The organism is Asticcacaulis solisilvae (genome assembly GCF_052327315.1).
GTDB classification, from domain to species: Bacteria; Pseudomonadota; Alphaproteobacteria; order Caulobacterales; family Caulobacteraceae; genus Asticcacaulis; species Asticcacaulis solisilvae_B.
Genome location: NZ_CP166196.1, coordinates 1,530,145 through 1,548,584 on the forward strand (window position 1 = coordinate 1,530,145; position 18,440 = coordinate 1,548,584).

An 18,440-nucleotide genomic window follows, 5' to 3' on the forward strand; every position below is an offset into this window, starting at 1 on the left:
CATCGTCAACGGCCGGCCCAAAGGGGAGGGCACCGGAAGAGTGTCGTGAATTTGTGATCACAATATGCCTGAAGACGGCGCGGTCGGCAAGCCGGGCCGGTGAGCCTCGCGATATTTTGTCCGTGACGCTGGCGGCGGCAGGCGATATGCAGCCGCCATGCCGATGATCGAAATTTCAGATGCCGCCGACCCGCGCCTCGACCTCTATCGCGATGTGAAAGACCGCGACCTGACCGGGCGCGACGGCCTGTTCATGGCCGAGGGCAAGGTGGTGCTGGAGCGTTTGTTCGTCTCGCCCGTGGCTGTTTGCGTGAATGTATTAACGACGCCCGAACGGTTGAAGACGCTGAATATTTCCGGGCTGATCGAACGCGTTCCGGTTTATGTGGTGCCGCAGGATATCATGGACGCGGTGGCGGGATTTCCCATTCATCGTGGCTATCTGGCGCTCGGGCGGTATGCGCCGCCGAAGAGTCTTACGGATGTTCTGACCGCCCCGCGCGTACGCGTCCTGGCACTGTCGGCGATCGCCAATACCGACAATATGGGCGGGCTGATGCGCAATGCCGCCGCCTTCGGCGTCGATGCGGTGATCCTCGACGCGGAATGCTGCGATCCGCTCTATCGCAAGGCCATCCGCGTCAGCGTGGGTGGGGTTTTGAAGGTGCCGCACTATCGCGTCGACGATCTGGCGGCGGCGTTCCGCGAACACGACCTGGCGGCCTATGCGCTTAGCCCGTCAGGCAGGATGACGCTCGATGAGGTCCAGCCCGGGCCGCGCTCGGCCTTTCTGTTCGGCGCCGAAGGGCCAGGACTGCGGCCGGAACTGATGGCCGCCTGCACCAGCGTTCGCATCGATATGCACGGGGGCTTCGACAGCCTCAACGTCGCCACGACCAGCGGCATCGTGCTTTATCATATGTGCCGGAACCAATAAAAAACCTCCCTTGTCGCCAAGGGAGGTTCATTATTGGGAGCTTTCAGGCTCGTATCAGATTTCCTGATTGTACGACCCGATTTCGGAATACTTGGCCAGGCGCGGCTTGACCTCCTTACGGAACAGGTCGCGCATGTCGTCTTCCGACCGCAGGCTTTCGACCACGACGACCAGTTCCGGCTTGTTCGACGAGGCGCGCACCAGCACCCACGAGCCGTCGTCCAGGTGGACGCGGGCGCCGTTGACGGTGATGACTTCCTTGATCTTGCGGCCGAGAATCTCGCCGCCGGCCTTGAACAGGTCTTCGTATTCCTTGACGATGCGTTCCAGCACCTCGTACTTCACCAGGTCGCCGCAGTGGGGCGACATGGTGAGCGACGTATAGGCGACCGGCAGGGCGTCCTTGAGCTCCGAAAGCTTTTTGCCCGGATTGCGGTCGAGCATGGCCAGGATCCACGACGCGGCGACCAGGCCGTCGTCATAGCCGCGGCCGAGCGGGCTGTTGAAGAAGAAGTGGCCCGACTTTTCGAAACCGGCCAGGGCCTTCAGTTCCGAGGTCTTGCGCTTGATGTAGGAGTGGCCGGTCTTCCAGTAGACCGTGGTGGCGCCGTTCTTCTTCAGCACTTCGTCGGTGGCATAAAGGCCGGTCGACTTGACGTCGACGACGAAGGTCGCGTCCTTGTACTGTTCCGACAGGTCGCGCGCCAGCATCAGGCCGATCTTGTCGGCGAAGATTTCCTGGCCGGTATCGTCGACCACGCCGCAGCGGTCGCCGTCGCCGTCGAAGCCCAAAGCCAGGTCGGCGCCTGTTTCCTTCACCACCTTGGCCATTTCCATCAGCATGTGATGGTCTTCGGGGTTCGGATTATACTTGGGGAAGGTGTTGTCGAGGTGCGTATCCATCTCGATGACCTCGACGCCCATGGCGCGCAGGGTCTGAGGCGCGAACGCGCCGGCCGTGCCGTTGCCGCAGGCGCAGACGACCTTGAGCGGGCGCTTGACGTGAACCTTGGACGAAATGTCGTCCATATAGCGCTGCTGCACGCCTTCGATCAGCTTGACCGAACCGCCGGGGCGTTCGACGCCCTGTCCGCCCAGCACGATTTCCTTCAGGCGGCCGATCTCGTCGGGGCCGAAGGTCAGCGGCGCCTGGCAGCCCATCTTGACGCCGGTCCAGCCGTTTTCGTTGTGCGAGGCGGTGACCATGGCGACGCACGGCGCGTCGAGGTCGAACTGGCCGAAATAGGCGATCGGCGACAGGCACAGGCCGATATCGAGGACTTCGCAGCCGGCCTGGACCAGGCCCAGGATCAGCGCGTTCTTGATGTTGATCGAGTACGAACGGAAGTCGTGGCCGGTGACGATACGCGGTTTGACGCCACGTTCCTGGATGTAGGTACCGAGGCCGAGGCCGAGCGCCTGGACGCCGAGATAGTTGAGATCGTCGCCGAACAGCCAGCGCGCGTCGTATTCGCGGAACCCGGTCGGGGCGACGACGGCATTGGTTTCGTAATCATAGGAGTTGGGCTTGGGTCCGACCTTGGGCAGAAGAGTCATCTATCGTCCTTCGTTTACAAAATGCGTTATTTGAAAAAGGGGGTGAGCGCATCCCGGGCGGCTGGGCCGAGGTGCGGGTGTTTCAAGGCGAGCGCGACGTTGGCCCTGAGGAGGCCGATCTTGTCGCCGCAGTCATAGGTGACGCCGTCATATTCCAGCGCGTGGAAGCTTTGCGTCGTCATCAGCCGCGCCATGGCGTCGGTCAACTGGATCTCGCCGCCGGCGCCGCGTTCCTGCGAGGCCAGAAGCTCGAAGATTTCCGGCTGGAGGATGTAGCGGCCCGACACGATCAGGTTCGACGGCGCCGTGCCCTTGGCGGGTTTCTCGACCATGCCGGTCATCTTGTTGAGGCGGCCGGACTGACCGTCCAGCGCGACGACGCCGTACTGGTGCGTCTGGTCATGCGGCACGGGCTCGACGACAATGATATTGCCGCCGACGCTCGCTTGCGCGTCGATGGCTTGCTTGAGGGCAGGGACGTCAGCGTCCATCACCATGTCGGGCAGCAGCACGGCGAAGGGCTCGTCGCCGATGATGTCGCGGGCGCACCAGACGGCGTGGCCCAAACCATGCGGCTGCATCTGGCGCACGAAGCTCATCTGGCCCGCCTGCGGCAGTTCGCTCAGCAGTTCGTCCAGGATGGCGGTCTTGCCCTTGGCGGTCAGTTGCGCTTCGAGTTCGAGCTGATGGTCGAAATAGTCTTCGATGGCGCCCTTGTTGCGGCCGGTGACGAACACGAAGTGCTCGATCCCCGCGGCCTTGGCTTCGGCGACGACGTAGGACAGGATCGGACGGTCCACCACGTTCAGCAGTTCCTTCGGGACGACCTTCGTCCCCGGAAGAACCCGCGTTCCCAATCCCGCAACCGGCACTACCGCCTTGCGTACCCGCTTCAATGACACGATGACCTCGGCAAAGACAATTTATGAAAAATGGCTGATCGAAATACGCACGGCCAGCTTACTTTGCTGCACTGCAAACAGCAACAGACGAATAAAATTTCAATTAGAGCGTATGTGTTACAGGACCATTACGGACGAAGCGGTAATGACATGCCATAACAGCATATTCCGGACTTTTCACTTGTATTAAGTAAAATTGTAATATTAATTCGCCGCAGACCGCCCGTTGCGATCGGCGGCGGACACATAACATAAGTTTGGGAGACGATCATGAATTTTTTCAAACAGATGGCGTCCTGGTGCGCAACGGTCTCGCTGGCTCTGGCGCCGGTTGTGATTCCGGGGAGCGCGCAGGCGCATGGTGAACTGACCCTGGAAAAGCCCAAGCCCAATGTCGCCGCGACCCCGCCCATGGGCTGGAACTCGTGGAACCACTTCGCCTGCAATATCGACGAGGCCAAGATCCGCGGCGCCGCCGACGCCATGGCCAGTTCGGGCATGAAGGATGCCGGCTACCAGTATATCGTCATCGACGACTGCTGGCAGACCAGCCGTGACACGAACGGCAAGATCGTTGCCGATGCGGCCAAGTTTCCGTCGGGCATCAAGGCGCTGGCCGACTACATCCATTCGAAGGGCCTGAAGTTCGGCATCTATTCCGATGCCGGCATCAAGACCTGCGGCGGTCGTCCCGGCTCGCGCGGACACGAATACCAGGACGCCAAGACCTATGCCGAATGGGGCGTCGACTACCTGAAATACGACTGGTGCAATACCGGCCCGGCCAATGCCGAGGCCAGCTACACCGTTATGGCCATGGCGCTGCGCGATTCAGGCCGCGATATCCTGTTTTCCCTGTGCGAGTGGGGCGACAACCATCCGCGCGACTGGGCGGCCAAGGTCGGCCACCAGTGGCGCACGACCGGCGATATCCGTGATTCGTGGGACAAGAGCGAAGGCTATAGCCACTCGCTGCTCGAAATCCTCGACGCCCAGGTCGATCTGTGGCGCGATTCCGGCCCCAACCAGTGGAATGATCCGGACATGCTGGAAGTCGGCAATGGCGGCATGACGGATACCGAATACCGTGCGCACTTCTCGCTGTGGGCCATGCTGGCGGCGCCCCTGATCGCCGGCAACGACCTGTCGAAGATGGACGACGCCACCAGGACCATTCTGATGAACAAGGACGTCATCGCCATCGACCAGGACGCGCTCGGCCAACAGGGCCGCCGCGTCGCCAAGGACGGCGATTATGAAATCTGGGTGCGTCCGCTGAAGGGCGGCGATCGCGCCGTCATCCTGTTCAATCGTTCGGCAGCCGCCCACGACATGAAGGTCGACTGGGAGACGCTCGACTGGCCGGCGGGGCTCAAGGCCGATGTCAAGGACCTGTGGTCGAAGGCTGTCACCAAGAACGCCAAGGGCAGCTACGGCGCCAGCGTGCCGTCGCACGGCGCGGTCATGGTGCGGGTGACGCCGAAGACGTGACGAAAAACGAGAGCGTTTCACTTCGCCCTTCTTGCTTGCGGCATGGCGGTTGCACCCTTCTCCCCTATTCAAGGGGAGAAGGAAAAGGTAACGCGTTACATTGGAATGCCATATGCGATTGCCCTGCCGTAAATGGGGGAGGGCGAAGAAAGCGCACTCGTATCGGGCAAATGCCGTCAGGCGTTCTGGGCCTTGCGCGCCTCGACGGCGGCTTCGGAGGCTTCGATCAGGTTCAGCGATTCGCGCAGGATCGATTCCGACGCGCGTTCGGCGCTGATCGCGTCGCCCTTTTCAATGGCGACTAGGATGGCTTCGTGCGCCGCGATGCTGGCCGTGTGGCCGGCGATCTTGTTGGTCAGGGTGATCGACAGGCGCAGCGCATTGGTGATCAGCGGCTTCAGGCGCCAGAAGAACGGATTGCCCGACGCCTTGAGGATCGAGACGTGGAAGTCGATATCGGCCTGCAAGCCGGCTTCCTGGTCGCCGGCGTGGGCGACCATGGCTTCCAGGCCTTCACGGATGGCGGCGATGGCCAGCTTGTCCTGAACCTCGGCGGCCAGGGCAGCGGCGGTCGGCTCTATCGCCAGGCGCATCTGGGTGAATTCGAGGAAGATCTTGTTGGAGAAGGGGCGCTCCATCAGCCAGCGCAGCACGTCCGGATCGAGCAGGTTCCAGTTGTCGACCGCTTCGACACGCGTGCCCTGGCGCTGGCGCGAGGTGACCAGCCCCTTGGCCGACAGCATCTTGACGGCTTCGCGCATGACCGTGCGGCTGGCGCCGAAGCGCTGGCAAAGCGCCGCCTCGGTGGGAAAACCCGTGCGATCGAATTCGCCGGTGACAATGGATTGCCCTAAGGATCGCATCAAGCCGTAGGCGAGGCTGACGCCAAGTTCCGAACGCATAGTCTCCGCCGTTCCTGTTCTTGTTATTGTGCCGCCATAACTCAGACCGAATCGGGCAGCAGAGTTTCATCTAAAAATCTATAGAAAATTCCGAACGCCACAAAGGATTTTCGCCATTTTGGTCTTGCGGGTCTCCATACCCTATTATACGACAAATACGCGCCAACTGTTCGCCGTCAAAGCACTAATGAGCGATGGGGCTCGCCAATGGGGAGAAATAAAATGATGAAATCCGTTTCAATCTTTGCCGTATCAGCGATGTTAGCGCTAACGGTCTCTGCTGGCAACAGTGTGGCAAAACAGGCCCACGCGGCAGCCCCCATTCCCCAACTGGTGCAGAAGAACGGCAAGTTCGCGCTGATGGTCGACGGCGCGCCGTTCCTGATCCTGGGCGGGCAAGCGAACAACTCGTCCAACTATCCGGCGGCGCTCGACAAGGTCTGGCCGGCGATCAAGGACATGAACGCCAATACCTTGGTCATGCCGGTGGCGTGGGAGCAGGTCGAGCCGACCGAGGGCCATTTCGATTTCAGCTTCGTCGATACCCTGATCAAACAGGCCCGCGCGCACAATGTGCGCCTCGGCATCCTGTGGTTCGGCACCTGGAAGAATACCGGCCCCAGCTATACGCCGTCGTGGGTCAAGACCGACAACAAGCGCTTTCCGCGCCTGACCAACAAGGACGGTTCGACCTCGTACTCGCTGTCGCCGCTGTATGACGCGACGCGCGAGGCCGACAAAAAGGCCTATGTCGAACTGGTCAAGCACCTCAAGGCGATCGACGGCCAGCAGCACACCGTCATCATCCTGCAGGTCGAGAACGAGACCGGCGTCTATGGCGCCGCGCGCGACTATTCGGCCAAGGCCGACGGGCTGATGAACCAGCCGGTGCCGGATGCGCTGGTCAAGAAGCTGGGCAAGCAGCCCGGCAACTGGCACCAGGTCTTCGGTGACGACGCCGACGAATTCTTCCATGCCTGGTCGATCGCGCGCTATTGCGACGATATCGCCGCGGCGGGGAAGGCCGTCTATCCGCTGCCGACCTATATGAACGACGCGCTGAAGGACCCGCTGAATCCGAAATCAACGCCGGGTTCGTACGCCTCGGGCGGTCCCACCTATAACGTGCTCGATATCTACAAGGTGGCCGCGCCGCATATCGACCTGTTGGCGCCCGACCTCTATACGCCGACCTCGCAGAGCTATGAGGCGTCGCTCGCCTTCTACGCCCGTTCCGACAATGCGCTCTACGTCGCCGAAAGCGGCAACAAGCCGGTCTATGCGCGCTACATCTTCTCGACCTTGGGCCGCCAGGGCATCGGCTTCGACCCGTTCGGCTTCGACTATTCGGGCTATTCCAACTATCCGCTCGGCGAAAAGACGTGGGGACCGGACCAGGTAAAGCCGTTCGGTACCGTCTACGCCCTGTTCCGCCCGTTGGAACGCGTCTGGCCGAAGCTTTCCTACGAAGGCCAGGTGTGGGGCGTCTCCGAACCCGACGACCATTCGGGCCAGGACCTCGACCTCGGGCCGCAATGGAAGGCGCGCGTCACCTATCGCCAGTGGCAGTTCGGCATGCCGGAATGGGATCCGGAGCACAAGAACGGCTATCCAGAAGGCTCCGAGGTGCCGTCGGGCGGCGTTGCCGTGGCGAAGCTGTCGGACAATGAATTCCTGGTCGCCGGCATCAATGCCCGCATCTCGTTCGACGCCGGCCCGGCCAACAAGGACAAGGGCATGCTGCTCGACCGCGTCGAGGAAGGCCATTACGACAAGGCCGGCAACTGGGTGTTCGAACGCGTGTGGAACGGCGACGAAACCGACTACGGCCTGAACCTGACCAACACGCCGCGCCTGCTCAAGGTCCGGCTATCGACCTATACGAAATAACAGCAAGAACGCCGGGCGATGCAAATATGGGGAAGGGTTGACGCTGCAGAGGTTGGTACTCCGGTCGTTCCCCCTTCCGTCACTCGCTCCGCTCGTGCCACCTTCCCCGTAAACGGGGAAGGAATTAGTCGATTTTAGCTCCCTTCCTTCCCCGTTTACGGGGAAGGTGGCTCCCCGAAGCCTTGGCGAAGGGGAGACGGAAGGGGGCGCGTAGTTGCAGGAAGGGCCAGTGTTTCAGGGAAGACTCATGAAGGTCCGGGTAAACTTAAAGGGAGAGACAAAATGAAAGCAAAACACGCTCTGGTTTCGGCCTCGGCCCTCGCGCTGCTGCTCGGTGCGGGCGCGGCCATGGCGGGCAGCTTCGACAAGACGGCGACGGGCATCGTCGTCCACCCCGATACGGGCTCGGCCAAGGCGGTGACGCTGGAGGTCATCAGCCCGTCGATCATCCACGTCGTGGCGGTCGACGATCCCGCCCGCGAACAGATGCCGTCGCTGATGGCGATCGCCCAGCCCAATCCCGGCAATTTCACCGTCAAGACCAAGGCCGTGAAGGGCAAGAAGAGCGTCGTGCTGAACGCCGGCCAGGCCTCGGCCGAGGTCGACCTGAAGACCGGCCTGGTACGCTTCTTCAACGCCAAGGGCCAACCGGTCCTGACCGAAACGCGCGCCGCCATCACCCCGGTGACGATCGAAGGCAAGTCCTACGTCGCCACGGCCGCCCAGTTCAATCCGGGCACGACCGAGGCGCTCTATGGCCTCGGCCAGCACCAGTACGGCCAGATGAACCTCAATGGCCAGGACGTCCTGTTGTCGCAGCACAATATGGACATCGCCGTGCCGTTCATCGTGTCGGACCGCAATTACGGCCTGCTGTGGGACAACGACTCGATTACGCGCTTCGGCAATCCCAAGCCCTACGGCGATCTCAGCCGCGACCTCAAGGTGGTGGGCGAGGATGGCAAGCCCGGCCTGACCGCCAGATACTATGTCGGCGGCAAGCTGGTCCTGACGCGCACCGAAAGCGACATCAAGTACCAGTACCTGAAGGACGTCGCGGAGAACTGGCCGAAGGAGGTCCCGACCAAGGGCGACGTCAAGGTCGTCTGGGACGCGACCCTGTCGTCCGACGTGGCGGGTGTGCACAAGCTGCAGCTTTACGCGTCGGACTATGCCGACCTGACGCTCGACGGCAAAAAGATATTGAGCGTCTGGCGGCAGGGCTGGAACCCCTGGTACCACAATTTTGAGCTGACCTTCGCCCGTGGCAAACCGGTCAAATTGCACCTGGAATGGAAGCCGTCGGGTGGCATGGTCGCGATCAAGCATTCCGATCCGCAGCCCGCAGCTGAGCAGCATTCGCTGACCTTCACATCGGAAGCCGGCACGGGCCTCGGCTACTACTTCATCGCGTCGGACAGCATCGACGGCGCCATCGCCGGCTATCGCACGGTCACCGGCCAGGCAACCCTGATGCCGAAATGGGCCTACGGCTTCTGGCAGTCGCGCCAGCGCTACGAGACGCAGGACCAATTGCTGGGCGTCGTCGCCGAATACCGCAAGCGCGGCTGGCCGCTGGATAATATCGTGCAGGACTGGTTCTACTGGCCGGAAGACCAGTGGGGCAGCCACGACTTCGACAAGGCGCGCTTCCCCGACCCCAAGGGCATGGTCGACGCCGTCCACGCCCAGCACGCCCACATCATGATCTCGATCTGGGGCAAGTTCTACGCCAATACCGACAACTACAAGGAGTTCGAGTCCAAGGGCTACATGTTCACGCAGAACGTCAAGAACGGCAAGCGCGACTGGGTGGGCCCGGGCTACCTCAACAGTCACTATTCGCCCTATAATCAGGAAGCGCGCGACATCTATTATCGCCAGCTCAAGGACAAGCTGATCGACAAGGGCTTCGACGCCTGGTGGATGGACAATACCGAGCCGGACGTTAATTCGAACGAGCGCCCGGAGGACTTCGCCAAGCTGATCACGCCGACCCAGATGGGGCCGGGCGCCATCGTGCACAATCCGTACGCCCTGATGAACACCAAGGCCATGTATGACGGCCTGAAGCGCGACCAGCCGGACAAGCGCCAGTTCATCCTGACACGTTCGGGCTTCGGCGGTCTGCAGCGCAATGCCGCGGCCGCCTGGTCGGGCGATACGGCCAGCCGCTGGAACAACCTCTACGACCAGATCTCGGCCGGCGTCAGCTTCTCGATGTCGGGCATTCCCAACTGGACGCACGATATCGGCGGTTACGCCCAGGAGACGCGCTACCAGGGCGCGGACGCGGGCTCGGCGCAGGAAAACCGTTCGACCGGCAATGCGTCGATCAAGCCCGAGGACCTGAAGGAGTGGCAGGAGCTTAACCTGCGCTGGTTCCAGTTCGGCGCCTTCTCGCCGCTGTTCCGCAGCCACGGCGAAGTCGTCAAGCGCGAGATATACAACATCTCGCCCGAAGGCTCGGACATGCGCGCCTCCATGGTGTGGTACGACGAGCTGCGCTACCGCCTGATGCCCTATATCTACGCCACGGCGTCGGACACCTATTTCAATTCCGGCACCATCATGCGCGGCCTAGTCATGGATTTCCCGGGCGACCAAGCCGTCAAAGACATCAAGGACCAGTACCTGTTCGGCCATGCCCTGCTGGTCGCGCCGGTCACCGAATACCAGGCGCGGTCGCGTGAGGTTTATCTGCCGAAGGGCGCTGACTGGTACAACTTCTATACCGGCGAAAAGCTGACGGGTGGCAAGAGGACACAAGTCGACGCGCCGGTGACGCAAATCCCGCTGTTCGTGCGGGCAGGGGCCATCGTGCCCATGGGGCCGGTAACGCAGTACGTGGATGAAAAGCCGGACGCGCCGCTGACGCTGACCGTCTATACCGGGGCCGATGGCACCTTCAGCCTCTATGAGGACGACGGCGTGTCGAACGGCTACACGCGCGGGGCATTTACGCGCATCCCGCTGAGCTACAACGACAAGACGGGCACACTCACCATCGGCGCGCGTACTGGCAGCTATCCCGGCATGGTGGCCAAGCGCACCTTCCGCGTCCGCTTTATCAAGGCCGGCACCTCGACCTCGGGCGCGTTCGACGCCAAGGACGCCGAGGTCGCTTATGACGGCGCATTGGTTACGGTAAAACGCTAACACTCGGATGCGGTAAAATGTAACGGCGCGGAGGGAGACCTCCGCGCCGTTAACGTTTTTGCCAAGCACATTGAATTCTGATATTCTGGACGCATTTAATGATTGGTGCCGTCCGCCCCGATCCGAAGCGCACGGCTGAGCGTAAGAACGTCAATACCCATAACCAGGGAGCCGTTTCGCATGTCGTCCAGTCCGATTTCACCCGCCTTTTCCGATGTTTCGGCCATGCTGGGAGCGCCCCAGGCGACGCTCGACGACGTGCCGCTGATCGCGCGCAAGGGCGTGGCCATGCTGCAAAAGGCCTGGCAGTTCGGCTCGATGGCGGTGGTCTTCCCGAACGGCAAGCTTTTGACGCTGAAAGGCACCGAGCCTGGACCATCGGCGACGCTGCTGGTGCACGATTTCAACTTCATCAAGCGCGTGCTGGCGTCGGGCGATATCGGCTTCTGCGATGGGTACCGGGACGGGGAGTGGGATACGCCGGACCTGGCGACCCTGCTGGAAGTGCTGACGCTGAACAGCGAGCGGTTGGGCCAGCTGTTCACCGGCAATATCGTCACGCGCACGCTCAACAATATCTGGCACGCCTTTAACAGGAACACGAAGAAGGGCTCGCAGAGGAACATCTTCGCGCACTACGACCTGGGCAACAGCTTCTACGACAAGTGGCTGGACCAAACGATGACCTATTCGTCGGCCCTGTTTGCCGGCCGATCGGCGGAAACCCACGACCTCAAGGCGGCGCAGCAGGAAAAATACGCGCGCCTGGCCGAACTGGTCGACCTCAAGCCCGGTCAGCACGTGCTGGAAATCGGCTGCGGCTGGGGCGGCTTCGCGCAGTACGCCGCCGAAACGATCGGTGCGCACGTCACTGGGCTGACCATCTCGCCCGCCCAGCACGACTTCGCCGTCGAGCGCATGCAGCGTCTGGGACTGTCGGACAAGGTCGAGATCAAGCTGATGGACTACCGCGATATCCAGGGCGAATTCGACGCCGTGGTGTCGATCGAGATGTTCGAGGCGGTCGGCGAAACCTACTGGGGCGCCTATTTCGACAAGGTGCGTGCGGTCCTGAAAAAGGGCGGCAAGGCTGGCCTGCAGATCATCACCATCGCCGACGAGATGTTCGACGACTATCGCAGCCGCGCCGACTTCATCCAGAAGTACATCTTCCCGGGCGGCATGCTGCCGTCGCTGCAGAAGCTGGGCGAGCAGACGCAGAAGGCGGGCCTGAACCTGATGTCCAACTTCAATTTCGGCCAGGACTATGCCGAGACGCTGAAGCAATGGGCCCAGCGCTTCGAGATCGCCTGGCGCGACGGCAAGATCCACGGTTTCGATGCCCAGTTCCGCAAGCTGTGGCTGTTCTACCTGGCCTATTGCGAGGCCGGCTTCCGTACGGCGCGCACCAATGTCGTGCATCTGGAGTTGCAGCGAGCCGACTGAAAATAATTCTGGCCGGCCGATCCGTTTCGGCCGGCCGAAACGTCTTTCCTGTGCAAGCCCACTTCACCGCAGGAACGGACCATGCCCCTTAAGCTTTTTGCCGCGCTTGCGGCCATACCCCTGGTCCCGGCGGCCGTGCAGGCCGCGGATTTCGTCACCATCCCTCTGGAAGCCACGATCGATGCCCCGGCCGATGTGGCCTGGGCGAAGGTCAGCGGCTTCTGCCAGATCGGTGTGTGGTTCAAGACGACCTGCGAGATTACCTCAGGGACCGACGGTCAGGTCGGGGCGGTGCGCCGCATCGCCGGCCGTGTCGATGAGCTGATCGTCGCCAAAACGGCCTCAAGCTATACGTACAGCCAGCCCAAATCACCGATCGACTATCACGGCACGGTCGAAATCCGCCCGGTCGATGCCGGGCATTCGAAACTGCTTTATACCCTGGTCTATGACGCTGACGCCCTGCCCAAGTCCGCGCCGGAAAACAAGGCGGCCGACCGTGAGGCCCGGACGAAGATATTCACGGCGGCGGTCGCGGCCATCAAGGCCCAGGCGGAGGCGAAGTAGATGGCCATGATGATCGTCATCTATCCGACGCCCGAAGACGCCGAGGCCTTCGACCGGCATTATTTCGGCCTGCACGTTCCGCTGGCCAAGAAGATCCCCGGCCTGCACAGCTATGAGGTCAGTGACGGGGCCATCGCTACGCCGGTCGGCAATCTCAATGTCCACAGGATCGGCGTGCTGCATTTCGACGACATGGCGGCGATCGGAAAGGCGTTTGCCAGCCCGGAAGGGCAGGCGGCCGGGGCGGATCGCAGGCTTTTCGCGCCCGATCATTCCGGCGTGCAGATGTTCCTGTTCGACACGCGCGAAGTCTGAAATGATCAAGAGGAAAGGGAGCGCGATGTCCGAACCCAAGGCTGCCTTTGTCCTGGTCCACGGGGGTTGGCACAATCATTCCGTCTGGGACAAGGTTGCGTCCCGGCTGGAAGCCAATGGCTTCGCGGCCTTTGCGCCCGATCTTCCGGGCGCCGGCGTGCACGCGACCGCGCCGGCGTCGTTGACGGCCCGCCCGTTCGACGCCGAAGCCTTCGCCACCGAGCGCTCGCCCGTCGCCGATCTCACCCAGGATGCGCGGACCGAGGCCGTTATCGCGGTGGTGAAACAGGCGGCGGCCGCCGGCGGCAAGGTCGTTCTGGTGGGGCATTCGGCGGGCGGTATGACGGTGTCGGCGGTCGCGGAACGGGTGCCGGACCGGCTGTCCGCCATCGTCTTTCTGTCCGGATTCATGGTTCCGCCGGGCGCGTCCTTGCTGTCCATGCTGATGCACGAATCCATGGCCTCGGCCCTGGGGCCAAAGCTGTTCATCGGCGATCCCGCTATCATCGGTGCAACACGCATTCACGCCGGATCGGCAGACGAAGCCTACCGCGCGCTGCTCAAGGCGTCTTTCTACGCCGACGTCTCCGCGGCCGAGTTTGAGCGAGCGGCGGCGCAGTTGCATTGCGATGAGCCGAACGGTGGCGCCGTGACGCCGTCACAGATTACACCGGGACGATTTGGCGCCGTGCCGCGCCACTATATTCGCTGCACGCAGGACCATGCCGTGCCCCTGGCCGGCCAGGACCATATGATCGCGCTGGTCGACGCCGCGATAGGTGGCCTGACGATCATCCACACGCTGGACAGCAGCCATTCGCCCTTCCTGTCGCAGCCGGCAGCCCTGTTCCGCATTCTCGCGGACATAGCCGAAAGCGCCCCGATTTCGTAACATCCTGTTGAATCCATGGCGTGTTTGCGTCATGGAAATCAGGGGCGTTGCCGAGATCAGGCGCGCGGGCGTTCGAAGGGGGCAACATGATCATCGGCATCGACCTGGGCACCACCAATTCGGCGGTGGCGGTGTGGCGCGACGGCAAGCCCGAACTGATCCCGAATAGTCTGGGCCAAATGCTGACCCCGTCGGCTGTCGGCATCGACGACACCGGCGAGTTGCTGGTCGGCATGGCGGCGCGCGAACGCTAGTCGACGCATCCGCACCTGACGGCCACGGCCTTCAAGCGCTATATGGGCACGACCCGGGCGACGCGGCTCGGCAAGACCGACTATACGCCCGAACAACTGTCGGCCATGGTGCTGGCGCGGCTGAAGGCCGATGCCGAAGTCTTTCTTGGCGAACCGGTCACCGAGGCGGTCATCACCGTTCCGGCCTATTTCAGCGACAAGCAACGTAAAGCCACGCGCCGGGCGGGTGAGCTGGCCGGGCTGAAAGTCGAGCGTCTGGTCAATGAACCGACGGCTGCGGCGCTGGCCTACGGCATTCACAACCTGGCCGACGAATCACGCTTCCTGGTGTTCGACCTTGGCGGCGGGACCTTCGACGTATCGATCCTCGAAATCTTCGAAGGCGTCATCGAGGTGCGCGCCTCGACCGGCGACAACCGGCTGGGGGGCGAGGACTTCAACGATCTCCTTGTTTCGGTCATGCGTCATCGCTTTGACAAGGAGCTGAAGACGAAGCCGGAAGACTGGGACGCCCTGCATCAGGTATTGCGCGCCGCGGCCGAACGGACCCGCCGGGCATTGACCGCCGAAGCCTCCGCGTCGATGGACATAGTCTGGAAGGGCAAGGCGTACAGCCACACCGTAACGGCGCAAGATTTCGAGGGGATGGCTGCGGCGCTGATCGAGCGGCTGCGTGAGCCGGTTTTGCGCGCCTTGCGCGACAGCGATATGCGCCCGTCCGACCTCAGTGAAATCGTGCTTGTCGGCGGTGCGACGCGGATGCCCATCGTGCGCCGGACCGTGACGCGCATGTTCGACCGCTTTCCTTCGCACGCCGTCAATCCCGACGAGGCGGTGGCGCTGGGGGCCGCGGTGCAGGCGGGACTGAAGAGCCGCGATGTCGCCTTGCGCGAGATCGCCGTGACCGACGTATGTCCGTACAGTCTCGGCGTCGATGTCGCGGAACGCCGCGAGGATGGCGGTTTGCGGGACGGGCTGTTTTCGCCAATCATCGAACGAAACGTCGTGGTGCCGGTCAGCCGGCAGCGCGTCTTTTCGACGATGCACGACGGGCAGCAGATGGTTCGTTTCGGAATCTATCAGGGGGAATCCCGGCACGTCGCCGACAACATCCTTCTTTCGGAGATTTCGATCCCCGTGCCCCCCCGACCGGCCGGGCATGTCGCTGTCGAATGCCGCTTCACCTACGATATCAACGGGTTGATCGAAGTCGACGTGCATGTTCCGGTGACCGGCGAACGGCGCGAGCTGGTCATCGTGGACGAAGACGGGCCTAAGGGCGACGACCTGGAACGGCAGCGCACCGCCCTTGCTGCACTGAAGGTTCACCCGCGGGACCTCGACGCCAACCGTGCAGCGATGGCGCGTGCCAATCGCTGTTATGAGGATTTCCTTGGAGACAAGCGTGCCCTGGTCGGCCAATGGATCGGTCAGTTCGAAAGTATTCTGGAAGGCCAGGAACCGCGTCAGATCGACCATGCACGCGCGGAATTAATGAAAGCGCTCGATTCCCTGGAAGGCGAGAGCTTCCTGTGACGCCGATCTGGAAGACGCTTGGCATCGCACGCACCGGCGACCGGAGTGCCATCCGGCGTGCCTATGCGGCTCGGCTGAAGGAGACCAATCCGGAAGACGATCCGGAGGGCTTCAAGGCCTTGCGTGAGGCTTACGAAACGGCGCTGCATCAGGCTGGGCGCCAGGCGCGGCCCACCGAGGTTACGGTGGTCCGTAGAGAGGATGTTGTCGCGGAACGCCAAGCGGAGCCCGGGCTGTCCGCCGAGGAGGAACTGTCCACCCTGGTTCCAGACGCCGACATGCTAAAGATTGCGGAGTCGCTTAAGGCGATGGGCCGGACCCACGCGCCGGTAGAGTCCGACAATGCCCTTCAGATGGCACGTGAACATCTCGAAACCCTGTTAAGGCGGGATAGTGAGTCTGACGACCAGGCACGGCTTGAAGCGTTGCAACGCCTTTTGCAACTGCCCGATCTGGAACGAATCGACATCCGCAATGCAACCGAAGCGTGGCTTCTTCACCTGCTATGCGCGCGCATCCCGCGTTCGGACCCGTTGATCGGTATCGCGCGCCGCTATTTTGATTGGAACGACGATACGATCGAACATAGACGGCGCGGCGACGACGCCGCTTTGAAAAACCGTCTTATCGAACGCGAGAAGGACCTGGCATTTTTAAGGCGCATATCGCAGCCCGGCAGCGAACACTATCGGGCTTTTCACGTCCTCAGCCGGCCGCCTAAGCAGGACACCTGGCGTACCCGTCTGCTACCTGAGGCTAAGCTGTCCGAGGTGCGGGCGCTACTGGTTCGCATTAATGTGAACCGGCCCCAGGTTGAGAATGAACTAAACCCTCAGACAGTCGCCTTGTGGGAAGCGCGGCTTGCGCGTCCTGGGCTGGCCGGCATTCATTTGTGGATGGCAATTCTTGCCGCGCCATGCCTGGCCGTACTGATACTTGCTTTCTGGTTTGCGGACAAAGTCCCGAGCGACCTTAGCCAGTCGGCCGGTCCGTTGTTGGTTCTCGCAGCGAGCGTGCCGGTTGTCTGGACGGTCGTGCGCAGCGTGGCAATCCTGGCCTACATCTGGCCGCGAAAGGCATGGAAACGATATGCAGACGCTCGCCCCATACCCTTGTTCGGCTTCATCGGTGCGGGCGGGGTGGTCATTCTTTTTGCGCTTTCGACTCTTCCGCCATCTCCGATCCTTGGCACACTGGTAATTGCCTTAGCCCTTGTCACCATCTGGTGGTCGCTGGTCACAGAAGAACTGGAGGAAAGCGGCGGCAACTGGACGTGGCATGTGCGGCTGGTTTTCGCGGGCGGGGCGGCTCTCCTGTGGTGGTTGGTCGGCTTGAGATCACCGATGGACGGCGAAACAAAGACCATGTTGAGTATCGCCTTTATAGCCGGCGCGCTCTTCGTTGGATGCGGCAGACGCCGCGCCCTGAGAGCCTGGAGCAGTTTGAAAGCCAAGGGGCGCGCGGCCGTATTCATGGGATTGATTGCCGCCTGCGCCGCCGGCTCGGCCGGCCTGTGGCTGAGTACTGACTCTGTATCCCCTGCTGCTTTCTGTATCGTAGCGTTGGCGTTGCTCTTCCATCAGTGGACCTTCCCGTTTGGAAAAGCATGGCCAATGAGCGCCATCGGACGGACGGGCTTCTACGTCGTTGCTGTGGTGTTCCTGAAGTGGAGCAGCGATGATGCTGGCGTTGCCATCGCTGCAACTGCCTTGACGGTGTGGCTAGGGAGTACTTGGTTGGTACGCTCGGGCCGCGCGGCGTAGCTATAAGCGCTGTGCAACTACAGCTTATCCCGTCAAAGAACCGCTTAGCGCCTGTGACAAAGCCCTTGTCTCTCCAGACAAGGAACGTTACGACGGACGCCCGTTAACAACCAGCACCGAATCCCGGATCGCCCGGGAAATGGCGCTTTGGGGGCATTTTGCAGGACAAGGGCGGCAAGGATTCAGGCGCAGGCGACGCCAAGGGGCATGGCACCGATATGCCGGTCGTTATCGCGGCGCCCGGGGCCATTACTCTTGTGCGTCATGGCGAACCGGCCCTGTCGCGCCGCGCGCTGCTCGACTGGGAAGGCTATCGCGACTGGTGGGCCAGGTACGAGGAGTCCGGCTTGCTGGAAGGCCAGACCCCGCCCCATATCCTTGACGGCTATGCCCGCGACGCCCGCTATATCTATTCCTCGACGCTCAGGCGTTCGATCGAGACCGCCCAGGCCATCTGCGGCAAACGTCCGTTCGAAAGCCTTGAGATGCTGGTTGAGGCGCCCTTGCCGCCGCCGCGCCTGCCACGCTGGATCAAGCTGTCGCCCAAGTCGTGGGGGTGGGGGACGGTGTCGCGCCTGTGGTGGTGGTACACCGACACGCACGGCGCCTGGGAAACGCGCAAGCAGGCCGTCGCCCGCGCGAAAAAGGCTGCCGATTTTCTCATGGACAAGGCGCGCGAAGGTGGTGACGTGCTTGTGCTGGCCCACGGCTATTTCAACCTGATGATCAGCCTTGAACTGAAGAAAATGGGTTATATAAAGACGGTGGAGCAGGGGTTCAAATACTGGGGGTGCCGCCGCTACGAGAAGACGACGAAGGATTAAGCACC

13 protein-coding genes and 1 pseudogene are annotated in these 18,440 nt (G+C 62.1%); 11 read left to right on the plus strand and 3 right to left on the minus strand.

Annotation, left to right across the window (positions count from 1 at the left end; all coding sequences use genetic code 11):
• Positions 1 to 157 precede the first annotated feature (157 nt).
• Complete coding sequence (locus AB8717_RS06945; RefSeq protein ID WP_443750307.1) at positions 158 to 937, plus strand: TrmH family RNA methyltransferase; 780 nt, start codon at positions 158 to 160, stop codon at positions 935 to 937.
• A gap of 54 nt (positions 938 to 991) precedes the next feature.
• On the opposite strand, the gene AB8717_RS06950 is transcribed toward AB8717_RS06945, so the two are convergent.
• Positions 992 to 2,494 (minus strand): phosphomannomutase/phosphoglucomutase, encoded by a 1,503-nt coding sequence (locus tag AB8717_RS06950; RefSeq protein WP_443750308.1) that lies wholly within the window; start codon positions 2,492 to 2,494, stop codon positions 992 to 994.
• A gap of 26 nt (positions 2,495 to 2,520) precedes the next feature.
• On the minus strand, positions 2,521 to 3,396 hold the full coding sequence (locus AB8717_RS06955; protein WP_443750309.1) for a UTP--glucose-1-phosphate uridylyltransferase: 876 nt from the start codon (positions 3,394 to 3,396) through the stop codon (positions 2,521 to 2,523).
• A gap of 270 nt (positions 3,397 to 3,666) precedes the next feature.
• On the opposite strand from AB8717_RS06955, the gene AB8717_RS06960 reads away from it, so the two are divergent.
• Complete coding sequence (locus AB8717_RS06960) at positions 3,667 to 4,887, plus strand: glycoside hydrolase family 27 protein (RefSeq protein WP_443750310.1); 1,221 nt, start codon at positions 3,667 to 3,669, stop codon at positions 4,885 to 4,887.
• 176 nt (positions 4,888 to 5,063) lie between these two features.
• Here the strand turns inward: AB8717_RS06960 and AB8717_RS06965 are convergent, their stop codons facing one another.
• Complete coding sequence (locus tag AB8717_RS06965) at positions 5,064 to 5,789, minus strand: FadR/GntR family transcriptional regulator (protein WP_443750311.1); 726 nt, start codon at positions 5,787 to 5,789, stop codon at positions 5,064 to 5,066.
• Between the two features lie 258 nt (positions 5,790 to 6,047).
• On the opposite strand from AB8717_RS06965, the gene AB8717_RS06970 reads away from it, so the two are divergent.
• The 9 genes and pseudogenes from AB8717_RS06970 (at position 6,048) to AB8717_RS07010 (ending at position 18,435) form a co-directional block, all read left to right on the plus strand.
• The gene (locus AB8717_RS06970; protein ID WP_443750864.1) at positions 6,048 to 7,679 is read left to right on the plus strand and encodes a DUF5597 domain-containing protein; all 1,632 of its coding nucleotides are present in this window, start codon (positions 6,048 to 6,050) and stop codon (positions 7,677 to 7,679) included.
• 282 nt (positions 7,680 to 7,961) lie between these two features.
• Positions 7,962 to 10,838 (plus strand): TIM-barrel domain-containing protein, encoded by a 2,877-nt coding sequence (locus AB8717_RS06975; protein WP_443750312.1) that lies wholly within the window; start codon positions 7,962 to 7,964, stop codon positions 10,836 to 10,838.
• Positions 10,839 to 11,063: 225 nt separating this feature from the next.
• Positions 11,064 to 12,284: a class I SAM-dependent methyltransferase gene (locus tag AB8717_RS06980; RefSeq protein ID WP_443750865.1), complete on the plus strand. Its 1,221-nt coding sequence runs from the start codon at positions 11,064 to 11,066 to the stop codon at positions 12,282 to 12,284.
• An 81-nt stretch (positions 12,285 to 12,365) separates the two neighbouring features.
• Entirely contained in the window at positions 12,366 to 12,851 is a 486-nt protein-coding gene (locus AB8717_RS06985) for an SRPBCC family protein (RefSeq protein ID WP_443750313.1), read from the plus strand.
• Positions 12,852 to 13,166: an EthD family reductase gene (locus AB8717_RS06990; protein WP_443750314.1), complete on the plus strand. Its 315-nt coding sequence runs from the start codon at positions 12,852 to 12,854 to the stop codon at positions 13,164 to 13,166. It abuts the gene before it with no gap.
• 25 nt (positions 13,167 to 13,191) lie between these two features.
• Entirely contained in the window at positions 13,192 to 14,058 is an 867-nt protein-coding gene (locus tag AB8717_RS06995) for an alpha/beta fold hydrolase (RefSeq protein ID WP_443750315.1), read from the plus strand.
• Positions 14,059 to 14,144: 86 nt separating this feature from the next.
• Positions 14,145 to 15,848, plus strand: a pseudogene (locus AB8717_RS07000) (Hsp70 family protein).
• The gene (locus AB8717_RS07005) at positions 15,845 to 17,611 is read left to right on the plus strand and encodes a hypothetical protein (protein ID WP_443750316.1); all 1,767 of its coding nucleotides are present in this window, start codon (positions 15,845 to 15,847) and stop codon (positions 17,609 to 17,611) included. Before AB8717_RS07000 ends, AB8717_RS07005 begins: the two are co-directional and overlap by 4 nt.
• 158 nt (positions 17,612 to 17,769) lie before the next feature.
• A complete protein-coding gene (locus AB8717_RS07010; RefSeq protein WP_443750317.1) occupies positions 17,770 to 18,435 on the plus strand; it encodes a histidine phosphatase family protein in 666 nt (221 codons plus the stop codon).
• Positions 18,436 to 18,440: the final 5 nt, after the last annotated feature.